Source organism: Lysinibacillus sp. JK80 (assembly GCF_027557635.1).
Taxonomy (GTDB): domain Bacteria; phylum Bacillota; class Bacilli; order Bacillales_A; family Planococcaceae; genus Lysinibacillus; species Lysinibacillus capsici.
The window spans coordinates 1,849,524-1,866,266 of record NZ_CP058997.1; the positions used below are offsets into that span (position 1 = coordinate 1,849,524).

Annotated in this window: 19 protein-coding genes and 1 riboswitch; of the genes, 4 read left to right on the top strand and 15 right to left on the bottom strand. The window is 38.3% G+C overall.

The genetic code is table 11. The annotated features are described in order from the left end of the window. Positions 1-25: 25 nt before the first annotated feature. Positions 26-346 (bottom strand): monooxygenase, encoded by a 321-nt coding sequence (locus tag HXV90_RS09800; protein WP_269898892.1) that lies wholly within the window; start codon positions 344-346, stop codon positions 26-28. A gap of 14 nt (positions 347-360) precedes the next feature. After that, the gene (locus tag HXV90_RS09805) at positions 361-1,284 is read right to left on the bottom strand and encodes a DsbA family protein (RefSeq protein ID WP_269898893.1); all 924 of its coding nucleotides are present in this window, start codon (positions 1,282-1,284) and stop codon (positions 361-363) included. Between the two features lie 165 nt (positions 1,285-1,449). Between HXV90_RS09805 and HXV90_RS09810 the strand changes: the two genes are divergently transcribed. Next, positions 1,450-2,022, top strand: coding sequence for a TetR/AcrR family transcriptional regulator (locus tag HXV90_RS09810; RefSeq protein ID WP_269898894.1), 573 nt, complete (start codon positions 1,450-1,452; stop codon positions 2,020-2,022). Between the two features lie 63 nt (positions 2,023-2,085). Here HXV90_RS09810 and HXV90_RS09815 read toward each other — a convergent pair whose 3' ends face one another. The 5 genes from HXV90_RS09815 to HXV90_RS09835 all read right to left on the bottom strand — a co-directional run bounded on the left by HXV90_RS09815 (position 2,086) and on the right by HXV90_RS09835 (position 6,903). Beyond that, positions 2,086-2,847: an IucA/IucC family C-terminal-domain containing protein gene (locus HXV90_RS09815; RefSeq protein ID WP_112117543.1), complete on the bottom strand. Its 762-nt coding sequence runs from the start codon at positions 2,845-2,847 to the stop codon at positions 2,086-2,088. Next, positions 2,844-3,671: an ABC transporter ATP-binding protein gene (locus HXV90_RS09820; RefSeq protein ID WP_054550571.1), complete on the bottom strand. Its 828-nt coding sequence runs from the start codon at positions 3,669-3,671 to the stop codon at positions 2,844-2,846. The genes HXV90_RS09815 and HXV90_RS09820 overlap by 4 nt, the downstream gene beginning before the upstream one ends. Positions 3,672-3,719: 48 nt before the next feature. After that, positions 3,720-4,760, bottom strand: coding sequence for a FecCD family ABC transporter permease (locus HXV90_RS09825; RefSeq protein ID WP_066036575.1), 1,041 nt, complete (start codon positions 4,758-4,760; stop codon positions 3,720-3,722). Then, positions 4,753-5,769 (bottom strand): FecCD family ABC transporter permease, encoded by a 1,017-nt coding sequence (locus HXV90_RS09830; protein WP_269898895.1) that lies wholly within the window; start codon positions 5,767-5,769, stop codon positions 4,753-4,755. Before HXV90_RS09830 ends, HXV90_RS09825 begins: the two co-directional genes overlap by 8 nt. A 123-nt stretch (positions 5,770-5,892) precedes the next feature. Next, on the bottom strand, positions 5,893-6,903 hold the full coding sequence (locus HXV90_RS09835; protein ID WP_048391385.1) for an ABC transporter substrate-binding protein: 1,011 nt from the start codon (positions 6,901-6,903) through the stop codon (positions 5,893-5,895). A gap of 558 nt (positions 6,904-7,461) precedes the next feature. On the opposite strand from HXV90_RS09835, the gene HXV90_RS09840 reads away from it, so the two are divergent. Further along, a complete protein-coding gene (locus tag HXV90_RS09840) occupies positions 7,462-7,767 on the top strand; it encodes a CotD family spore coat protein (RefSeq protein WP_016991980.1) in 306 nt (101 codons plus the stop codon). 98 nt (positions 7,768-7,865) lie between these two features. Here HXV90_RS09840 and glnA read toward each other — a convergent pair whose 3' ends face one another. The 3 genes from glnA to HXV90_RS09855 all read right to left on the bottom strand — a co-directional run bounded on the left by glnA (position 7,866) and on the right by HXV90_RS09855 (position 11,041). Beyond that, on the bottom strand, positions 7,866-9,200 hold the full coding sequence (glnA, locus tag HXV90_RS09845) for a type I glutamate--ammonia ligase (protein ID WP_004225810.1): 1,335 nt from the start codon (positions 9,198-9,200) through the stop codon (positions 7,866-7,868). 55 nt (positions 9,201-9,255) lie between these two features. After that, the gene (locus HXV90_RS09850) at positions 9,256-9,633 is read right to left on the bottom strand and encodes a MerR family transcriptional regulator (RefSeq protein ID WP_112117538.1); all 378 of its coding nucleotides are present in this window, start codon (positions 9,631-9,633) and stop codon (positions 9,256-9,258) included. A gap of 154 nt (positions 9,634-9,787) precedes the next feature. Next, positions 9,788-11,041 carry a methionine gamma-lyase family protein gene (locus HXV90_RS09855; RefSeq protein ID WP_112117537.1) on the bottom strand — a complete coding sequence of 418 codons (1,254 nt, stop codon included), beginning with the start codon at positions 11,039-11,041 and terminating at the stop codon, positions 9,788-9,790. 341 nt (positions 11,042-11,382) lie between these two features. Between HXV90_RS09855 and HXV90_RS09860 the strand changes: the two genes are divergently transcribed. Continuing rightward, positions 11,383-11,988 (top strand): trimeric intracellular cation channel family protein, encoded by a 606-nt coding sequence (locus HXV90_RS09860; RefSeq protein ID WP_004225816.1) that lies wholly within the window; start codon positions 11,383-11,385, stop codon positions 11,986-11,988. A 51-nt stretch (positions 11,989-12,039) separates the two neighbouring features. Here the strand turns inward: HXV90_RS09860 and cobT are convergent, their stop codons facing one another. Then, entirely contained in the window at positions 12,040-13,095 is a 1,056-nt protein-coding gene (gene cobT / locus HXV90_RS09865) for a nicotinate-nucleotide--dimethylbenzimidazole phosphoribosyltransferase (RefSeq protein ID WP_269898896.1), read from the bottom strand. Positions 13,096-13,186: 91 nt separating this feature from the next. Then, positions 13,187-13,362: riboswitch (cobalamin riboswitch) on the bottom strand. A gap of 408 nt (positions 13,363-13,770) precedes the next feature. Between cobT and HXV90_RS09870 the strand changes: the two genes are divergently transcribed. Further along, positions 13,771-14,166, top strand: a complete 396-nt coding sequence (locus tag HXV90_RS09870) for a hypothetical protein (protein ID WP_269898897.1) — start codon at positions 13,771-13,773, stop codon at positions 14,164-14,166. A gap of 43 nt (positions 14,167-14,209) precedes the next feature. On the opposite strand, the gene HXV90_RS09875 is transcribed toward HXV90_RS09870, so the two are convergent. From HXV90_RS09875 to HXV90_RS09890, 4 genes are all read right to left on the bottom strand, one after another. Beyond that, positions 14,210-14,512 (bottom strand): rhodanese-like domain-containing protein, encoded by a 303-nt coding sequence (locus HXV90_RS09875; protein ID WP_009371183.1) that lies wholly within the window; start codon positions 14,510-14,512, stop codon positions 14,210-14,212. Positions 14,513-14,607: 95 nt separating this feature from the next. Next, complete coding sequence (gene hfq, locus HXV90_RS09880; RefSeq protein ID WP_004225825.1) at positions 14,608-14,838, bottom strand: RNA chaperone Hfq; 231 nt, start codon at positions 14,836-14,838, stop codon at positions 14,608-14,610. A 97-nt stretch (positions 14,839-14,935) separates the two neighbouring features. Then, positions 14,936-15,838 carry a tRNA (adenosine(37)-N6)-dimethylallyltransferase MiaA gene (miaA, locus tag HXV90_RS09885; RefSeq protein WP_269898898.1) on the bottom strand — a complete coding sequence of 301 codons (903 nt, stop codon included), beginning with the start codon at positions 15,836-15,838 and terminating at the stop codon, positions 14,936-14,938. Then, on the bottom strand, positions 15,825-16,742 hold the full coding sequence (locus HXV90_RS09890; protein WP_269898899.1) for an alpha/beta fold hydrolase: 918 nt from the start codon (positions 16,740-16,742) through the stop codon (positions 15,825-15,827). The genes miaA and HXV90_RS09890 overlap by 14 nt, the downstream gene beginning before the upstream one ends. Position 16,743: the final 1 nt, after the last annotated feature.

A 16,743-nucleotide genomic window follows, 5' to 3' on the forward strand; every position in this document is an offset into this window, starting at 1 on the left:
AATTAGCTAGCAATTCTAGTATGCATCAGCATTTTTTTAATTGTTTTACTGGACCTTTCGTAACTTCAGTCAGTTTTGAATTGATAGCAAAGATTTTTGCGTTGATAGTAGTGATTCCAAATTCAGCTAGCCGTTTTGAATGCATTGCTATATATTGTTCAGCTGTGCGTTTTGATTCAAATAGATAGATGCCGCCCGCTTCGTTTGTTTCAGGGCTCTCTGTCCAAATTTTCCACAAAAGTCCTTCCTCTTCATAAATACTTTTTGCTAAGTCAGAAAACGCTTCTGTCATCACATCACCAAATGGTCCATCCAATTTAAAATCTACCTGTAATACATATGTCATTGCCATTCTCCTCATTATTTAGTAGTAATATAACATTCACCAAGTATTTCCTTCATTTCATATTGATCTGATGAAAGCTCTTTTTTCACATAAGATATAACCTCTGACTTTTCCAAATCATACATGACTTCAATTTCTTTCGAAAATAGAAGCTTTTCTTTTCCAAGCAAGCTTAAAAGAGATGGCTGTTGTTTTGGTTGCAGCTCTTCAAAATTGAGAACCTGTTTGAGTCCTTCCACATAATTTACAAATGGACGCCCACCAACAATTTTCAACCCTTTATTATCTTCATTCATCATAATAATAGTTGGAAATCCTCTTACGCCTAGATTTCTTGCAAGGTCAAAATCTTCATTTAATAACTGTTGCCCGCTTGTTTGTTCTGATTCGTTTACAATAGCCACTCCATCAAGCCCCAGTCTATTTACAATGTCAATCATAACGGATGTATCTGCAATATTTTGATTAAATACGAATAGCGCTTCTCTTGCTCTGCGCAAATATTCAAATGCTATAGCATCATGCTGATTTTTTTGAATCACTTTAAAAACACGAGATGGTGGATAGGATGATTGCACTGGATTGTTCATCATCACTGTTCCATCTATTGGCATGCGATAATATTCTCCAACTTCTCTCCAGTGTCCTACAACGTCAGCAGGTCCAGATATTCCATTAGCAGGGTCTACTGGACCATCACCCCATTTTTCTAGTAATCCTCCCATAATCGTATGAAAGTTAAAATAGTGTCCGTACTGCTCGATAAAACGTCGAAGAACGGGTTCGAGTGCCCAACAATGAGAACATATTGGATCCGTTACATAGTATACTTCAATGTATTTCTTTGGTTGATTAAAATCAATTATCCCCAATTCCTCCTCGCCAGCTACTCCACATACACCTGTCTCTAAATCACAAACCATTGGATGATTCTTCAATAGACTATCCCCTTTTCTTACTTTCATTAAATATAAATATATAACTCTCTTATTTGCCTTACAGTTGTATTTTATTCATAATAAAATCATCAATAAACCAATAATCTATTTGAATTGTTGTTTATACAACACTTTGAAGAAATTGTTTAAAAAGGAGTGTAAGTAATGACCTCATCTAAGACAGATCTTCGTGTTATACGGACTCGTAAATTAATCATGGATTCTTTCATTACACTTTCTAGTAAAAAAGAGTTCAAGGATATAACGGTTAAGGATATTACGACAGAGGCCATGATTAATCGTGCGACTTTTTATTATCACTTTGAAGATATATATGATTTGTTAGAGAAGGTCCTATCAGAAGTATTATTAATTAATTTGAATGATGACTTTCTACAACATAACGAACTTAATGAAGGAGCTTTCATTATTCTCTTTAAAGCGATAACTAATTTTCAAAAGTCATTGTCTAATCGTTGTCATAGAGGCTATGAAGAGACAATTGCTCGCATTATTAGAGAGCAGCTTGAAATTATCTTTTACAAAATGTTATTGAAACAAAATGCAGCTACAGAGAACGAAGCGCTAAAAATGACTGCTGTAATATTAAGCTGGGGAATCTATGGCGCTTCTATAGAATGGAGAACTAACAATCAGGAGATACAGCCCGAAGAATTTATCAAACCTGCAATTCCTTATTTAATGGCAGGTATTGATGGCAAAAATAAAAGTGAATAAACACCTATGAAATGCTATAAGTGTTTACTCACTTTTGGTGGTTTAGAGATTTTGTTGTTATGATTATCTTTTTATTTTTGGACAGGAGATACAATAATCATTTGCTTCATCAGAGGTATGATAATAGAAACAACATGTTTTTCTCAAGCGTACAGGTTGCTCCGATTCCATAATTGTCACTTTAGGACCACAATAGTCCGTCAAAGGATTTTTTCTCTCTCCAAAAATGGAGCCTGGTGCTAGGTTTACAATATAGTGATAATCCTCTTGTATACGAGCCTTTTCTTGCTCACTGGCTCCTTCCCCTATTTTCGTTTCATAGAGCCAATTCACATAAATAGCTGTGTTTTCCCATAAGATTGTTTTTGGAATTTTACTTATTTTCGCTAATGACTGCCAAACCTTCGCTAAATTATTCGCAAAGATTTCTCTAAGAACCTCATCACGCCATTTTTCACGGTCTTCTGTAGGTATTGACACTGTGCGATCGATTAGCCGAATAGTAGGAAGCCAAGGTTTTGAAGATTCCGCTTCTACCCACATATTTTCAATTCTGCAATGTAGTCCTTTATCGTATCTGGACATAGCATAGAAGGCTGAAGCTATCGTTAAGACGCTATAGCGCTTCGCAAACAACGATGCAGTAACTAGGATAGAAGGCGATTGAAAGAAATGGGCAATTTTTTGTAAATAATCTAGAGCTTGTTCATTGTCCAATAAATTTTTGGCATATAAAGAGTATGTAGCATCTACTGCAGGCTCTATCGACAATCGATACTCTCTTAGTAACACGGATGTTTCTTCAGCTGACAGTGATAGGCTCAACAGATCCCTACCTCCTCTAATTCCACTGTTTGAACTGTTCGCCCCTTGCCATGTGGCACACATAAAGGTGTACCAAAAAGCGGATCTTTAATAATGGTACAATCCATACGAAAAACAGCCTGGACCATCTCTGCTGTCACCACTTCCTCTGGCTTGCCTTGGGCATAAACCTGTTTATTACGTACCGCCACAATATGATGGGCATAGCGACAGGCTAAGTTTAAATCGTGTAATACCATAACGACGGTACGCCCTTCCTTGTCATTTAAATCAAATAGTAAATCTAAAATTTCTACTTGATGTGCCATATCTAAATAAGTCGTAGGTTCATCTAGTAAAATAAGATCTGTTTTTTGCGCTAATGTCATAGCAATCCATACACGTTGCCGCTGACCACCTGATAATGCATCTACTGGACGATCGGCAAATTCAGTCATCTGCGTTACTGCAAGCGCATTGTTTACAATTTTTTCATCCTCCGTAGACCATTGCTTTAACCAACTTTGGTGTGGATAACGACCTTGCTTAATCAATTGCTGAACAGTTAATCCTTCTGGTGCAACAGGGCCCTGCGGTAGAATAGCTAAACGTTTCGCTACCTCTTTCGTTGAAATGGCATCTAGTTTATTCTCATCTAAAAAAATTTCACCCGACTTCGCTTTTTGTAATCGTGCAAATGTCCGAAGTAGTGTAGATTTTCCACAACCGTTGGCCCCAACTAGTACTGTAATTTTTCCTTTTGGTATTTGAAGATTCAAATCCTCTAAAATAAGATTTTCTCCATAGCTTACATGTAAATTTTGTGCTTCTAAGACATGTTTCAAATTCCTGTCACCTTCTTCTCCCGCTTTTAACTTTTTTATTATGAAGCTTTATTGATTGCGCGTTCTAAATAATAAATAAATAAAGAATGGTGCGCCAATTGCAGCAGTAAAGACTCCTGTAGGTAAGTCCTTTGGTAAAAAGGCTGTGCGTGCCACCATATCAGCCACAATGACAATGATTCCACCTATAATAGCTGTCACAGGAATTAATCCTGCAAAGGAACGCCCAACAAGCATTCTGCTCATATGAGGGGCCACTAATCCAACAAAGGCAATGCCACCGGCAAAAGCTACTGCAGAACCAGCTAGCATGACACTAATGAGTAGAAAAAGTAAACGATACACTTGTACTTTTACTCCTAGCCCTATCGCTATTTCATCGCCTAATTCCTTCACATTCACCGTTCTTGCTAAAATAAATGTTAGTGGCACTAAAATGACTAGCCATGGTAATAGCAAAAAGACATCCTGCATATTGGCCCCATACAAACTACCTGTCAGCCATAAATAGGCTTTCGTTGTAGCGGCTACATTACTGATTACAAGCAGCATCGTCACAACCGCCTTTGCTAAAGCTGAGATGCCAATTCCAATTAGCACCATTCGAATTGGTGTGACTCCTTTTCTCCATGATAGTAGGTAAATGATGAAGGAGACAATACCAGCACCTAATATAGCAGCTAACGGTAAAAATTGAATGCTGACTGATCCCATAAAGTACACAATAAAAATAATTGCCCCCATCGATGCTCCGCTCGTTATACCAATAATATCTGGGGCAGCAAGAGGATTACGGATAATTCCTTGTAAAATTAAACCGGCCACTCCCAGCGCAGCACCAACTAATAAGGCCATCAACACACGCGGGAGCCTTAATGTATGTAAGACAAAATCGTAATCTCCATTGCCATAGCCTAATAATTCTTTCACCACAGTGACAGGATGGATAAACTCGCTCCCCGCAGATAAACCAAGAACCGTTATGAGGACTAATAATAAGCTTAAAAGTAGTAGAATCCAAGCCGTTCTTTTAGCAATTTGAAAAGATATACGATTAGTTTTCGTTCGAACCGACACATAATTAGGCATTTTTTGCTAACCCCTTTCGTGCAATATAAATGAAGAAAGGAGCTCCGATTAAGGCTGTCATGACACCAATCGGCATTTCCAATGGCATAATCACATATCTTGCCGCAATATCAGCCAACAGTAGCAATATTGCTCCCAACACGGCACTGTAGGGAATAATCCAGCGATAATCCGTGCCAACAAGATGGAGCGCCATATGAGGGACAATCAAGCCAATAAAGCCTATTGAACCTGCAACAGCTACTGAACTGCCTGCAAGTATGATAATAATTATGCCTAGCGTGATTTTCGTGAGCATTGTTCGTTGTCCTAATCCTTTGGCAATATCATCTCCTGATTGTAAAATATTGATTGAACGCCCCAGAAATATTGCCACAACTGTCACTCCTAAAATAAACGGTAGGACAGGCACGAGCATTTCAATACTACGCCCCGATACAGAACCCGCTAACCAAAACAGGACACTTTGTAAACCTTGTTCATCGATGACTAAAAGCCCCTGCGTAAACGAGACAAATAGAGCTGTAATCGCTGCACCAGCTAATACTATTTTTATCGGTGTTAACCCATCTCTTCCTAATGAGCCTAGGAAAAAAACCATCGCGCCCGCTGCACCTGCCCCTAAAAAGGCAATCCACATATAGCTCATTAAAGATTGAACGGAAAAAAGAGTAATAGCACTGACAATAAAAAATATGGCCCCTGCATTAATACCTAAAATATCAGGAGCTGCTAAAGGATTTCTTGTTAATGCTCGCATTAATGCGCCCGCAATGGCAAGGCTTGCGCCAACTACTGTAGCGATCACAGCTCTTGTAAATCTAGATGTTCGAATAATGACATGCTCCTTGTTAGCAGCATCAAAATGAAAAATAGCATCATAGATTGACGAAAAAGGTATGGACGTTTGACCAATAGCTATGCTGAATATAAATGCCAGCAAAAGAATCAAACAGCTGATGAATAAACCTATTTGTTTCATCGGTGTACTGGAAAGAATAATTCTCATGTTATGCCAACTTTCTTGATCCACAATTTAGCTTATGTAGGTTTCAATTATGCTCAAACACTACAATGAGAGGGCTGCTATTCAAGTATTCTCTAACACTTTTAACAGCCCATCCTTCATTCACTATTTTTCTAATTCAAACTTGTCATAAATATCATCTAGCATTAAATTAGCACTAGTAATACCACCTGCTAGATTCCAATTAATTTCATCTACCTGATAAACTTGATTCGCTTTCACTGCGTCAAGCTCTTTCCAAAGTGGATGGTTTGTCCAATCTTCATAAGTTTTTTTCACTGTCTCATCATTTTCCATAAACATATAAATAACATCAGCATTCATTTGTGTGATGCTTTCCTTGTCAGTTAGCTTCACAATTTCTAAAGAATCATCTGTTAAATTTTTAGGACCTTGGAATCCAAGCTCAGATAAAATAGAACCCGCATAACCTGTCACATAAATACGAGCATGGTCTGCTCTGAAGTTGACAACAGAAACATGGAATGGCCATTTATCGCCAAGCTTCTCTTTGATTTTTGTTTGGAAATCAGCTACTCGTGTATCCCAATCGCCAAGTAATTCATTCACCTTATCTTCTTGATTCATTGCTTGACCCATCATTTCAGCTGTTCCTTTGAAATCGAAAACCGTTTCATGAGCAACTGTTGGTGCAATCTGCGATAACTGATCATAAATTTCTTCATGACGTACTTTAGAAGCAATAATTAAATCTGGTTTAAGCTTTGCAATTTCTTCAAGGTTTGGTTGTGTTTCTTGTCCTACAATTGCAACGCCATCAAGCTCATTCTTCATATAATTATAAACAGGCGCTTCTGCCCAAGATTCTACTACCCCAACTGGTTTAATGCCCATAGCAACTGCAACATCTGTTGCGCCTTGATATAGTGTAACGATTTTTGTAGGTGTGCCTTCAATCGTTGTAGTACCCATTGCATGTGTAATCTCACGACTAGAAGATTCTGATTCAGTGTTGCTTTCTTCTGCTTTGTCGTTCTCTTGTGAACTACTGGAGTTCGATGTTTTCTCCCCACATCCAACTAATAATAACGCGAAGGTTAATAGTAGTGTGAAAAGTACAAAAAAGTTCTTTTTTTGCAGTGATAATTTTGGCATACATTTCCTCCTAAGAAATAATCGACAACGATAATCATTATCAATTAAAGAGTATACTGTACGATTGTTTTATTGACAATATCTATTTTTTCAAAAAACATACTTTTTTAATAAAAATTTATTTTACATTATGACGCTAGGAAGAACGTTATTTGAAAAACCTATTCATCGTGTAGAAAACCACGCATTTGGCTGGTTGTTAGACTCATTATCTTCACTTTGAAAATATGTGCTATTTTGTTCACTACTGTTAGAAATGAAAGAAGTTTTGCAGCATGATCGAGGAGGAGGATCATCGCCCTTTGGAAAGGACGATGATGGAACGGAAAACGCCTCGCCCTGCGAAATTGCTTTTCCTGCCGTTGACATCATCATTTTCAACAATATGTCATGCTTTCATTTCACTCAAAGACGTAGGCAAATTGATTATAGATTTTCTACTATTTTAGTTAATTGTTAGATTTACCTATGCATTAATAGGCAAATAAATAGACCCTATCGACGTATATCTCATATCTTAATAATGAACTACAACTTATCAAAACAGGAGGTAATAACATGTTTCAACGAAGACGCCATCCGGCAAAAGGTCCACACTGCTGTCCGCCACAAATGATGCCAATGCAATATGATCCACCACAATTTTTACCACCAGAGCAATATGTACGCACAAATTATATCCATACGGTTGTTCCACACGTACAACCTGCACATGTTACAACAGTGAACAAACATATGATTGATCATCAGTATTATTTCCCATGCACAGAATCTGTCGTGAATGAATGCTGTGAAACACATACAATGTGCGGTATGCCACCTAACCCTTGCCATATGCCACACCATCATAAACATATGCGCTAATACTAAAATAACGATGGGGTTGTCATATGACCCCATCGTTCCTAATATGTTCAGAAAAAAACCGAGTACCCTTTATCAGGCACTCGGTATCTTTATGATTAATACATTTTTAAATATTGATCGCGTTCCCATTGATGAACAGTTGTACGGTACATATCGAACTCGATTTCTTTTGCTTCTTTAAAGTTTGCATAAATATGCTCACCTAATGCTTCCTGTGCTACTTGATCTTTAGCAAGTAATGTTAGTGCATCATCAAGTGCTGCAGGTAGGTTTTCAATACCATTTGCTTGACGCTCTTCTTCCGACATCACATAGATGTTGCGGTTAATAGCAGCAGGTGGTGTTAGGCTTTGACGAATACCTTCAAGACCTGCTTCTAAAATAACAGCCATCGCTAAATATGGGTTTGCAGAAGGGTCTACAGAGCGTACTTCAACACGAGTTGAAAGGCCACGTGCAGATGGAATACGAATTAATGGTGAACGGTTTTGTGCAGACCATGCTACATAACATGGTGCTTCATAACCTGGTACTAGACGTTTATAAGAGTTAACTGTTGGGTTTGTTACAGCTGTGAAACCTTGTACGTGTGCAAGAACACCCGCCATGAATTGCATAGCTGTTTCAGAAAGACCTAATTCTGTAGATTCATCATAGAACGCATTTTCTTTGCCTTTAAATAGTGACACGTTAAAGTGCATACCAGAGCCTGCTTCACCAAATAGTGGTTTTGGCATAAATGTAGCGTGTAAGCCATGTTTACGAGCGATTGTTTTAACCACTAATTTGAATGTTTGGATGTTATCACATGCAGTAACAGCATCCGCATATTTAAAGTCGATTTCGTGTTGTCCTGGAGCTACCTCATGGTGTGATGCTTCAATTTCAAAGCCCATTTCTTCTAGCTCTAACACAATATCACGACGGCAATTTTCACCAAGATCTGTTGGCGCTAAATCGAAATAACCACCATGGTCATTTACTTCTAATGTTGGTTCGCCTTTTGCATCTAATTTGAATAAGAAGAATTCTGGCTCAGGCCCTAAATTGAAGCTTGAGAAGCCCATTTCTTCCATTTTTTTAAGAATACGTTTTAGGTTGTTACGTGGGTCACCAGCAAACGGTTCGCCTTTCGCAGTGTAAACATCACAGATAAAACGTGCTACTTTCCCTTTTTCAGAAGTCCAAGGGAATACTACGAAAGTATCAAGATCAGGATATAAATACATATCAGATTCTTCGATTCGAACGAAACCTTCAATAGATGAGCCATCAAACATCATTTTATTTTCAAGTGCTTTGTCTAATTGACTTACAGGAATCTCAACATTTTTGATAGTGCCAAGAATATCTGTAAATTGTAAACGAATAAAGCTTACGTTTTTTTCTTCGATGAGACGTTTAATGTCCTCTTTTGTGTATTTACCCACAGTTTTCCACACTCCTATAATTTGTCTAGCTTTTATGTTTACCCTACCCTATTTATTAATAGAATCGAGATAAATCCCCTCTTCGGATGGACGATTTTTGCATGCGCTGTGCTTGACGCATTTCTTCACGCATAATTTGGCGTAATTCTGAATCACTTAAATCTTGCTCATCAGTTGTTGCAACAGGACTTTTCTTTTTAGCAAATATTTTTTTAATCTTCGCCATATTCATACCCTGTTCTAAGTAATCTTTAACCTCAAGCAATGTGTCGACGTCATTTAGTGAAAACATACGTCGATTGCCTTCTGTTCGGTGCGGCTCAATTAAATGGTGTTCTTCATAATAACGAATTTGTCTTGCCGAAAGCTCTGTTAATTGCATCACGATACTCATCGATAATAACGGCATAGTTCGTCTAATTTCACGACTCATTTAAGTCCTCCTCCAATACCCGCTTATCATATAACGAAATTTTTTTACTGTCAACCAACCATGTAAGGTTATCTAACATGGTTGGCACTATTTTTTTCAATTCGATTAAAAATTGTAAAAAACTATTCATATTTAAGCTTTATCTATTGTCTTGTTATGCTTTTTGAATGGCTTGAACCGCACTGCAAATAGCAAATTTAACGTGTTCATATGTTAGTCCCCCCTGGATAAATGCTGTATATGGAGGTCGTATTGGGCCATCCGCTGTTAGCTCAATGCTGGACCCCTGAATAAATGTTCCAGCTGCCATAATGACATCATCTTCATAGCCTGGCATATAGGCTGGTTCAGGAGCATAATGGGCATTTATCGGTGAGTTCGCTTGTATTTCACGACAAAAATCAATCATTTGCTGAGCCGTTTGGAACGATACTGATTGAATTAAATCTGTACGCTTCGCATGATAGCTCGGAGAAGTGCTCATGCCGATTTCCTCAAGCATTGCAGCTGTAAATATCGCCCCTTTTAGTGCTTGCGATACAACATGTGGTGCCAGGAAAAACCCTTGATAAAAATCACCTAGTGTATTTAATGTGGCCCCCGCTTCTGCTCCAATACCTGGAGATGTCATACGATAGGCACATTTCTCCACTAAATCTGCGCGTCCAGCAATATAGCCACCAATTTTAGCCAAGCCTCCACCTGGATTTTTAATGAGTGATCCTGCCATTAAGTCAGCCCCGACCTCTGTAGGTTCCTGCGCCTCTACAAACTCGCCATAGCAGTTATCTACAAAAATAATAGCTTTCGGAGCTATTTTACGTACCTTTACACACATTTCTGCAATTTCTTCAATTGTAAAAGATGGACGTGTGGCATAGCCTTTTGAACGCTGAATCGCAATCATTTTGGTTTGTGCTGTAATGGCCGCTTCTACACCTGCCCAATCAATAACCTGATTATCTAGTAAATCCACATGTCGATAACCGATTTTATAATCTTTCAGTGAACCTGTATCTTTATCACCACCATCGACAATGGATTGCAATGTATCATATGGCTGCCCAGAAATATAAAGCAGCTCATCACCAGGACGCAAAACACCGAATAGACTAAGCGTGATTGCATGTGTGCCTGAAATAATTTGTGGTCGGACTATGGCTGCCTCTGCACCAAATACCTCCGCATAAACACGCTCTAGATTATCGCGCCCCTCATCATCATAGCCATAGCCGTTTGATGGGTGTAAATGATAATCACTTACTTGATGCTTTCTGAAAGCTGCTAGCACCTTCTGCTGATTGTAGAACGCCATTTCTTCTACATTGGCATGATAAGGCCGAACTTGCTCCTCTACTTTTGCCGCTAACGATAGCGTTTCTGTTGATAAATTTGATGTAAACGTCATTCTTTCTTCTCCATTTCACAATGTCTCGCATTTCAATCAGTAAGATTTATTGACTATCTAAATTGACTTCAATCACTCTAGAATTCCCTAACCAACTACTGGTATATGAACGCTTTTGACGAATGTTTTTCTTTATTTTAATCACATTTTATCAATTTGTATGTGCACCTGTAAAACTTGCCTATTGTTTCTAAGAGGATTTTACGCTAAGCTAATGTGCGGACTCATTTCAAGATGCGTATTTAATGACCGATTTTGGCTATTAAATTCATAGATTCTGTTACGTAAAAAGTCTTTTAACTTTTAATAAAGTTTATTTATTGATAGAAGGGGTGAAAGGGATGGCTTGGGAGGTTTTTAGTATTATAGGAACAATTGCCTTTGCTATTTCTGGGGCAATTATTGCCATGGAAGAAGAATACGATTTATTCGGTGTATATATACTTGGTATTGTGACTGCTTTTGGTGGAGGAGCTATCCGAAATTTACTCATTGGACTACCTGTCACAACACTTTGGGGACAGGATATGATGTTTCAAATAGCGCTTGCTGCGATTACGATATTCTTTATTTTTCCGCATCATCTGATTCAACATTGGCATCGTTGGGGTAACTTCACAGATGCGATTGGCTTATCAGCATTCGCTATTCAAGGCGCACTCTATGCTGTTAAGCTTGATATGCCAGTAAGCGCAGTCATTGTAGCTGCTGTTTTGACAGGTTCAGGTGGGGGTATTGTACGAGATTTATTAGCTAGAAGAAAACCATTAGTTCTCCGTGATGAAGTTTATGGTGTTTGGGCAGCTCTTGCAGGATTGCTAATCGGATTCGAGGTTTTTACAGGAGACATTTTCCTTTATATTTTATTCGCAGTGATTACAGCTTTACGTATTCTTTCCTATATGATGAAGTGGCGCTTGCCATTACGAAAGTTAAATCGTGCATAAACACCATTCAGCCAATGACCAAAAATTAAGTCATTGGCTGTTTTATTGTTTTTATCTTTTTAACAACTGCATTGATTCTTCTAAAGTCGCCATGTTTTTCATCATCGAGCAAGCTGCATCTAAAATCGGAAAGGCTAAGGCTGCTCCAGAACCTTCGCCTAAACGCATATTCATGTGCAACATTGGTTCAATGCCTAGTAAGGCAGCGGCAATTTTTGCCCCTGGTTCCTCTGAAGCATGGGAAGGAATGATATAATCGATTACTTTTGGTTCGAGCTTATAAGCAATGAGGGCTGCTATAGTTGAAATAAATCCATCAATGACAACGGGTTTACGATGGGCAGCAGCGCCAAGAATAATACCTGTCATAGCCCCTATCTCTAACCCTCCAACCTTAGCCAGAACATCAATAACATCATTTGGATTAGGCTTATTTAAGGTAATTGCTTTTTCAATAACTGCCGCTTTATAGGCAATGCCTCCTTGGCCTACTCCTGCACCAAACCCCGTTACTTCGATAGGGTTGCATCCCGTTAAAACAGCTAATATCGCAGCACTTGGTGTTGTATTGCCGATGCCCATTTCTCCAGTCCCAAGTACATCAGCACCTTTTATGATTTCCTCAGTGGCCACACGGATTCCTACTTCTATCGATTGAATGGCTTCTTGTTTGGCCATAGCTGGACCATGTGCCATGTTATCTGTACCATATTTAATTTTATGAATAATGACACCTGCATCAAGTGGAATATCTTCTTTTACACCCACATCTACTGTGACCACCTTTGCATTGGTAATCCCCGCAATCGCACAAACGCCTGTACCCCCCTTAGGAAAATTTAATGTTTGAAAGACCGTAACATCTTGTGGATTCGTGGTTACACCTTCCTCGCAAACACCATGATCTGCAGCACAGACAATCATCACTTTTTTGTTGACCGTCGGATATAATTGTCCTGTTATACCAGAGAGCTGTACGGCAATTGATTCTAGTTTACCCAAGCTACCCGGGGGCTTACAAAGCGCATCAATCCGCTTTCTAGCTTGCTCCATACTTTTCATATCAGCCCCCTGAATGTTTTGAATCGTGTCTTGTAATAATTGCATGATTATTTCTCCTCTCGTTCTCATAAGACAAAATAAAAAGTCTGTAGTTTATTGTCATGACAAATAAACTACAGACTTTTCCATCATCTATATCTTCTATAGCATGTAGGCAGGTCTCCTGGCTCAAGTTCAACACCTCATAGTACCTTCCCAGCAATTTGCTAGTGGCATACACTATGAAATTCCCTTATACAGTGGCGGGTCCGCTAAAGCTTTTCACTTTATTCCCTATTCTCCCTAATGGGCACCTATTGCTTTTATGTAATTATGTTAAATCTACTTTACAACTTTTTTAGTGTCAAGAGGGAAAATTTTTTTGAGTGTTAACTTAGTACATACTGTATTCCCAATATAAGCTTATCAAGTGCTTGTCACAATAAATGATTCCTTCACTTGATTCCTAGTCTTCCATAATTAGTGCTTTTTAGAATTCTCTATGTCTAACACTCGGCTTGTACAAAAATCCATTACTGAATCAATTGCCATAACAAGTAAACTACAGACTTTTCCATCATCTCTACCTTCCATAGCATATGTTCTGCCAATTCACTGAGTAATGTTGAACATAAAAGTTGAAACCTTAATAATCTGTTCAATGTAAACATAAATTATTTCTATGATTAAAATTAGGGTAAGTATCAATAGTAAAACGATGAAAAGTTAGGAGTAGATACGATGAATACAAAACAATTAAGAAACGCTATTGCTGAAACCTGTGAAACGCACGATAGCCTCTATGCCAAACTCGTAAAACCGATCAATCAGTTGTTAATCAATATCGACGCTTCGATCAGTGAAGAGACAGCAAATAAAATACTAGAAAATTTAAAGTTATTTCATAGTGGTGATAAATACATTACGGAGTGTCATTTCGAGGAGAGTCAAAATTTCTTGAAAGATGGCATTGAGCTTCTCCAAAAAGGGGATTTGGCGAATGGAGCACTACAAATTTATGGAGCTGGTCTAAACTTTGCTAGTTATGCTTCAAAAGTGCAGGGACAAAAAAATGTTAATATCTACAAAAACTTTGAAGAGAATTTTAATTTTATCATGGATGCCTTGAAAAAATAATCATGAAAAAAGAAAGAGTGTATACTCTTTCTTTTTTCATGATTTATTTAAATTCTAATTCTCCATCATAAGCCAGCATGCCGCCTTCAAGGTTTGTTACATCAAATCCTTGTGCCTCTAAGTAAGCACACGCATTGGCAGAACGAGCTCCAGCCTTACATACAATAATATATGGCTTTTCTACATCTAATTCCTCTAAACGTTCAGGGATAGTTCCGAGTGCAATATGTTGAGCACCTGGGATCATGCCATGGGCTACTTCATCCTCTTCACGTACATCGATAATATATAGGTCCTCATTTGCATCTAACAGATCTAATAATTGTGTTGTTTCCATTGTTTTCATAAACTTTGTCCTCCAAAATATCAAATTCCACTATCATTATAGCTTGTAGCAAAAAAAACAGCCAGTGTGAGAACACTAACTGTTTAACAAACTTATTATACTTCTGTCTCTAAAAACTCTATTTGTTTTGCTGGTACGAATGTAGAAATGGCATGCTTGTAGATTAGGTGCTGCTTATTCTCAGCATCAAGTAGTAATACTGTAAAATTATCATATGATTTCACAGTCCCTTTTAACTGAAATCCGTTTAACAGAAATACAGTTACAAAAACACTGTTTTTACGTAGTTGGTTCAAGAACGTATCTTGCAAATTGATTGATTTCATCAAATAGCCTCCCTACTAACTTTCTACCTCTTCATTCCTATAGTAGCACGTTCTACCAATTTATCAATTAGTAATTTTTAGAAATTTTTCTTTATTCTTATAATCGATCATCCGGCGTAATAAAATGGACATCCATTTTATTACGGAAATAAGTAAGCTGTCTTTTTGCATAGCGACGGGAATTTTGTTTTAGGCTATCAAGGGCTTCCTCTAGGGTACATTTGCCATCTAAATAATCATATAATTCTTTATACCCGATGGCTTGTATAGACTGTACTCCACGGATATTTTGCTGCCATAATCCCTTCACCTCTTGCAGAAGACCATTTTCCACCATTAAATCAACACGACGATTAATACGGTCATATAGCACGTCACGGGACATGTTTTGACCTAGACCTAAAATAACATGGTCGTAAAGGGGTACTTCCCCTCGATTTTGCGCTTCAGCTGCTTTTGATACACCGCTTAATTCCAGCATTTCTAATGCACGAATAACACGACGTGTATTGTTTGGATGGATTGTCTCCGCTGTTTGAGGGTCTAGTTGTTTTAGTTTGTCATGCATTGCCTCAGGGCCAAGCTTTGCTAATTCCTCATAGTAGGCTTTTCGTGCTTCTTCATCTACTTTTTCATCAGTAAATTGGAAATCATAGAGGACAGCTTGTACATATAAGCCAGAGCCTCCTACTATTATAGGTAATTTTTGACGAGCTTGTATTTCCGCGATCTTCGCACGTACTAATTTTTGATAATCTGCTACCGAAAAAGATTCTGTAGGCTCTAAAAAGCTAAGTAAATGATGAGGAACGCCCTCCATCTCTTCTTCGGTAATTTTAGCTGTCCCAATATCGAGCCCTTTATAAACTTGCATGGAATCACCATTAATGACTTCACCGTGATATTTTTTTGCCAGTTCAATGCTTAATGCCGTTTTACCTGAGGCAGTCGGTCCTACTATTGCTACGACCTCTGCCTGCTGCAATTTAGTTTCTATCATATTTTTCTAACCACCGTAATAAAACTTGAAAGACCGCTTCTTGATTGTCTTCATTTAAAATTTCATGTCGTTTATCCTCGAATAAATAAACCGTTACATCCTCTACTCCCACCGCTGCTAACTGTTCAGCAACTTTGTAAACGCCTAGCCCCCGTTCACCAACCGGATCTTTACTGCCACTAATCAAGAGAATAGGGAGGTCTTTTCTTACTTTTGCTAATTCTCTTTTACGATTTAGTGTGGCAAAGCCAGTTGTTAAATCCACGAAAAATTGATTCGTTGGAATAAAGCCACAATAGGGATCATCGATATACTTTTCCACCTCTTGTTGTACTGAACATAACCAATCATAGGCAGTCTTCGGATTAGGAAATTGCTTATTAAAGCTACCAAAGCTCAATTGATTTAACAGCTTACTTTCAGTTTCTTTTCCTAGTCCCTTAGCTAAAGCCTTGGCTACTAGATTTCCTACAGCATGCAAGGCTGTCACATTTCCAGTGCCACAGAGAATAACATTATCTACTTGCTCTCCGTATAATTGAATATAGCGTCTAGTAATGAAAGAACCCATACTATGGCCAAAGAGAATTAATGGTACATTAGCGTATGGTACGTGAAGTTGTGTAATCACTTCATGAGCATCTTTTACTACACGCTCAAAGCCGTTTTCTTCAGCAAAAAAGCCCAATGTCCCATTATATGCTGCCGTTTCACCATGCCCACGGTGATCGTGCATCGTCACAACATAGCCTGCTGCGTTGAGTGTTTTCGCAAATGTTAAATAGCGACCGCTGTGCTCTGCCATGCCATGCAAAATGTGAATATGTCCAATACATGGCGTTGAAGGCTCCAATGTTCGCGTGAAGACAAATTGTTTATCCGACATTTGAATATAACGCTCCATC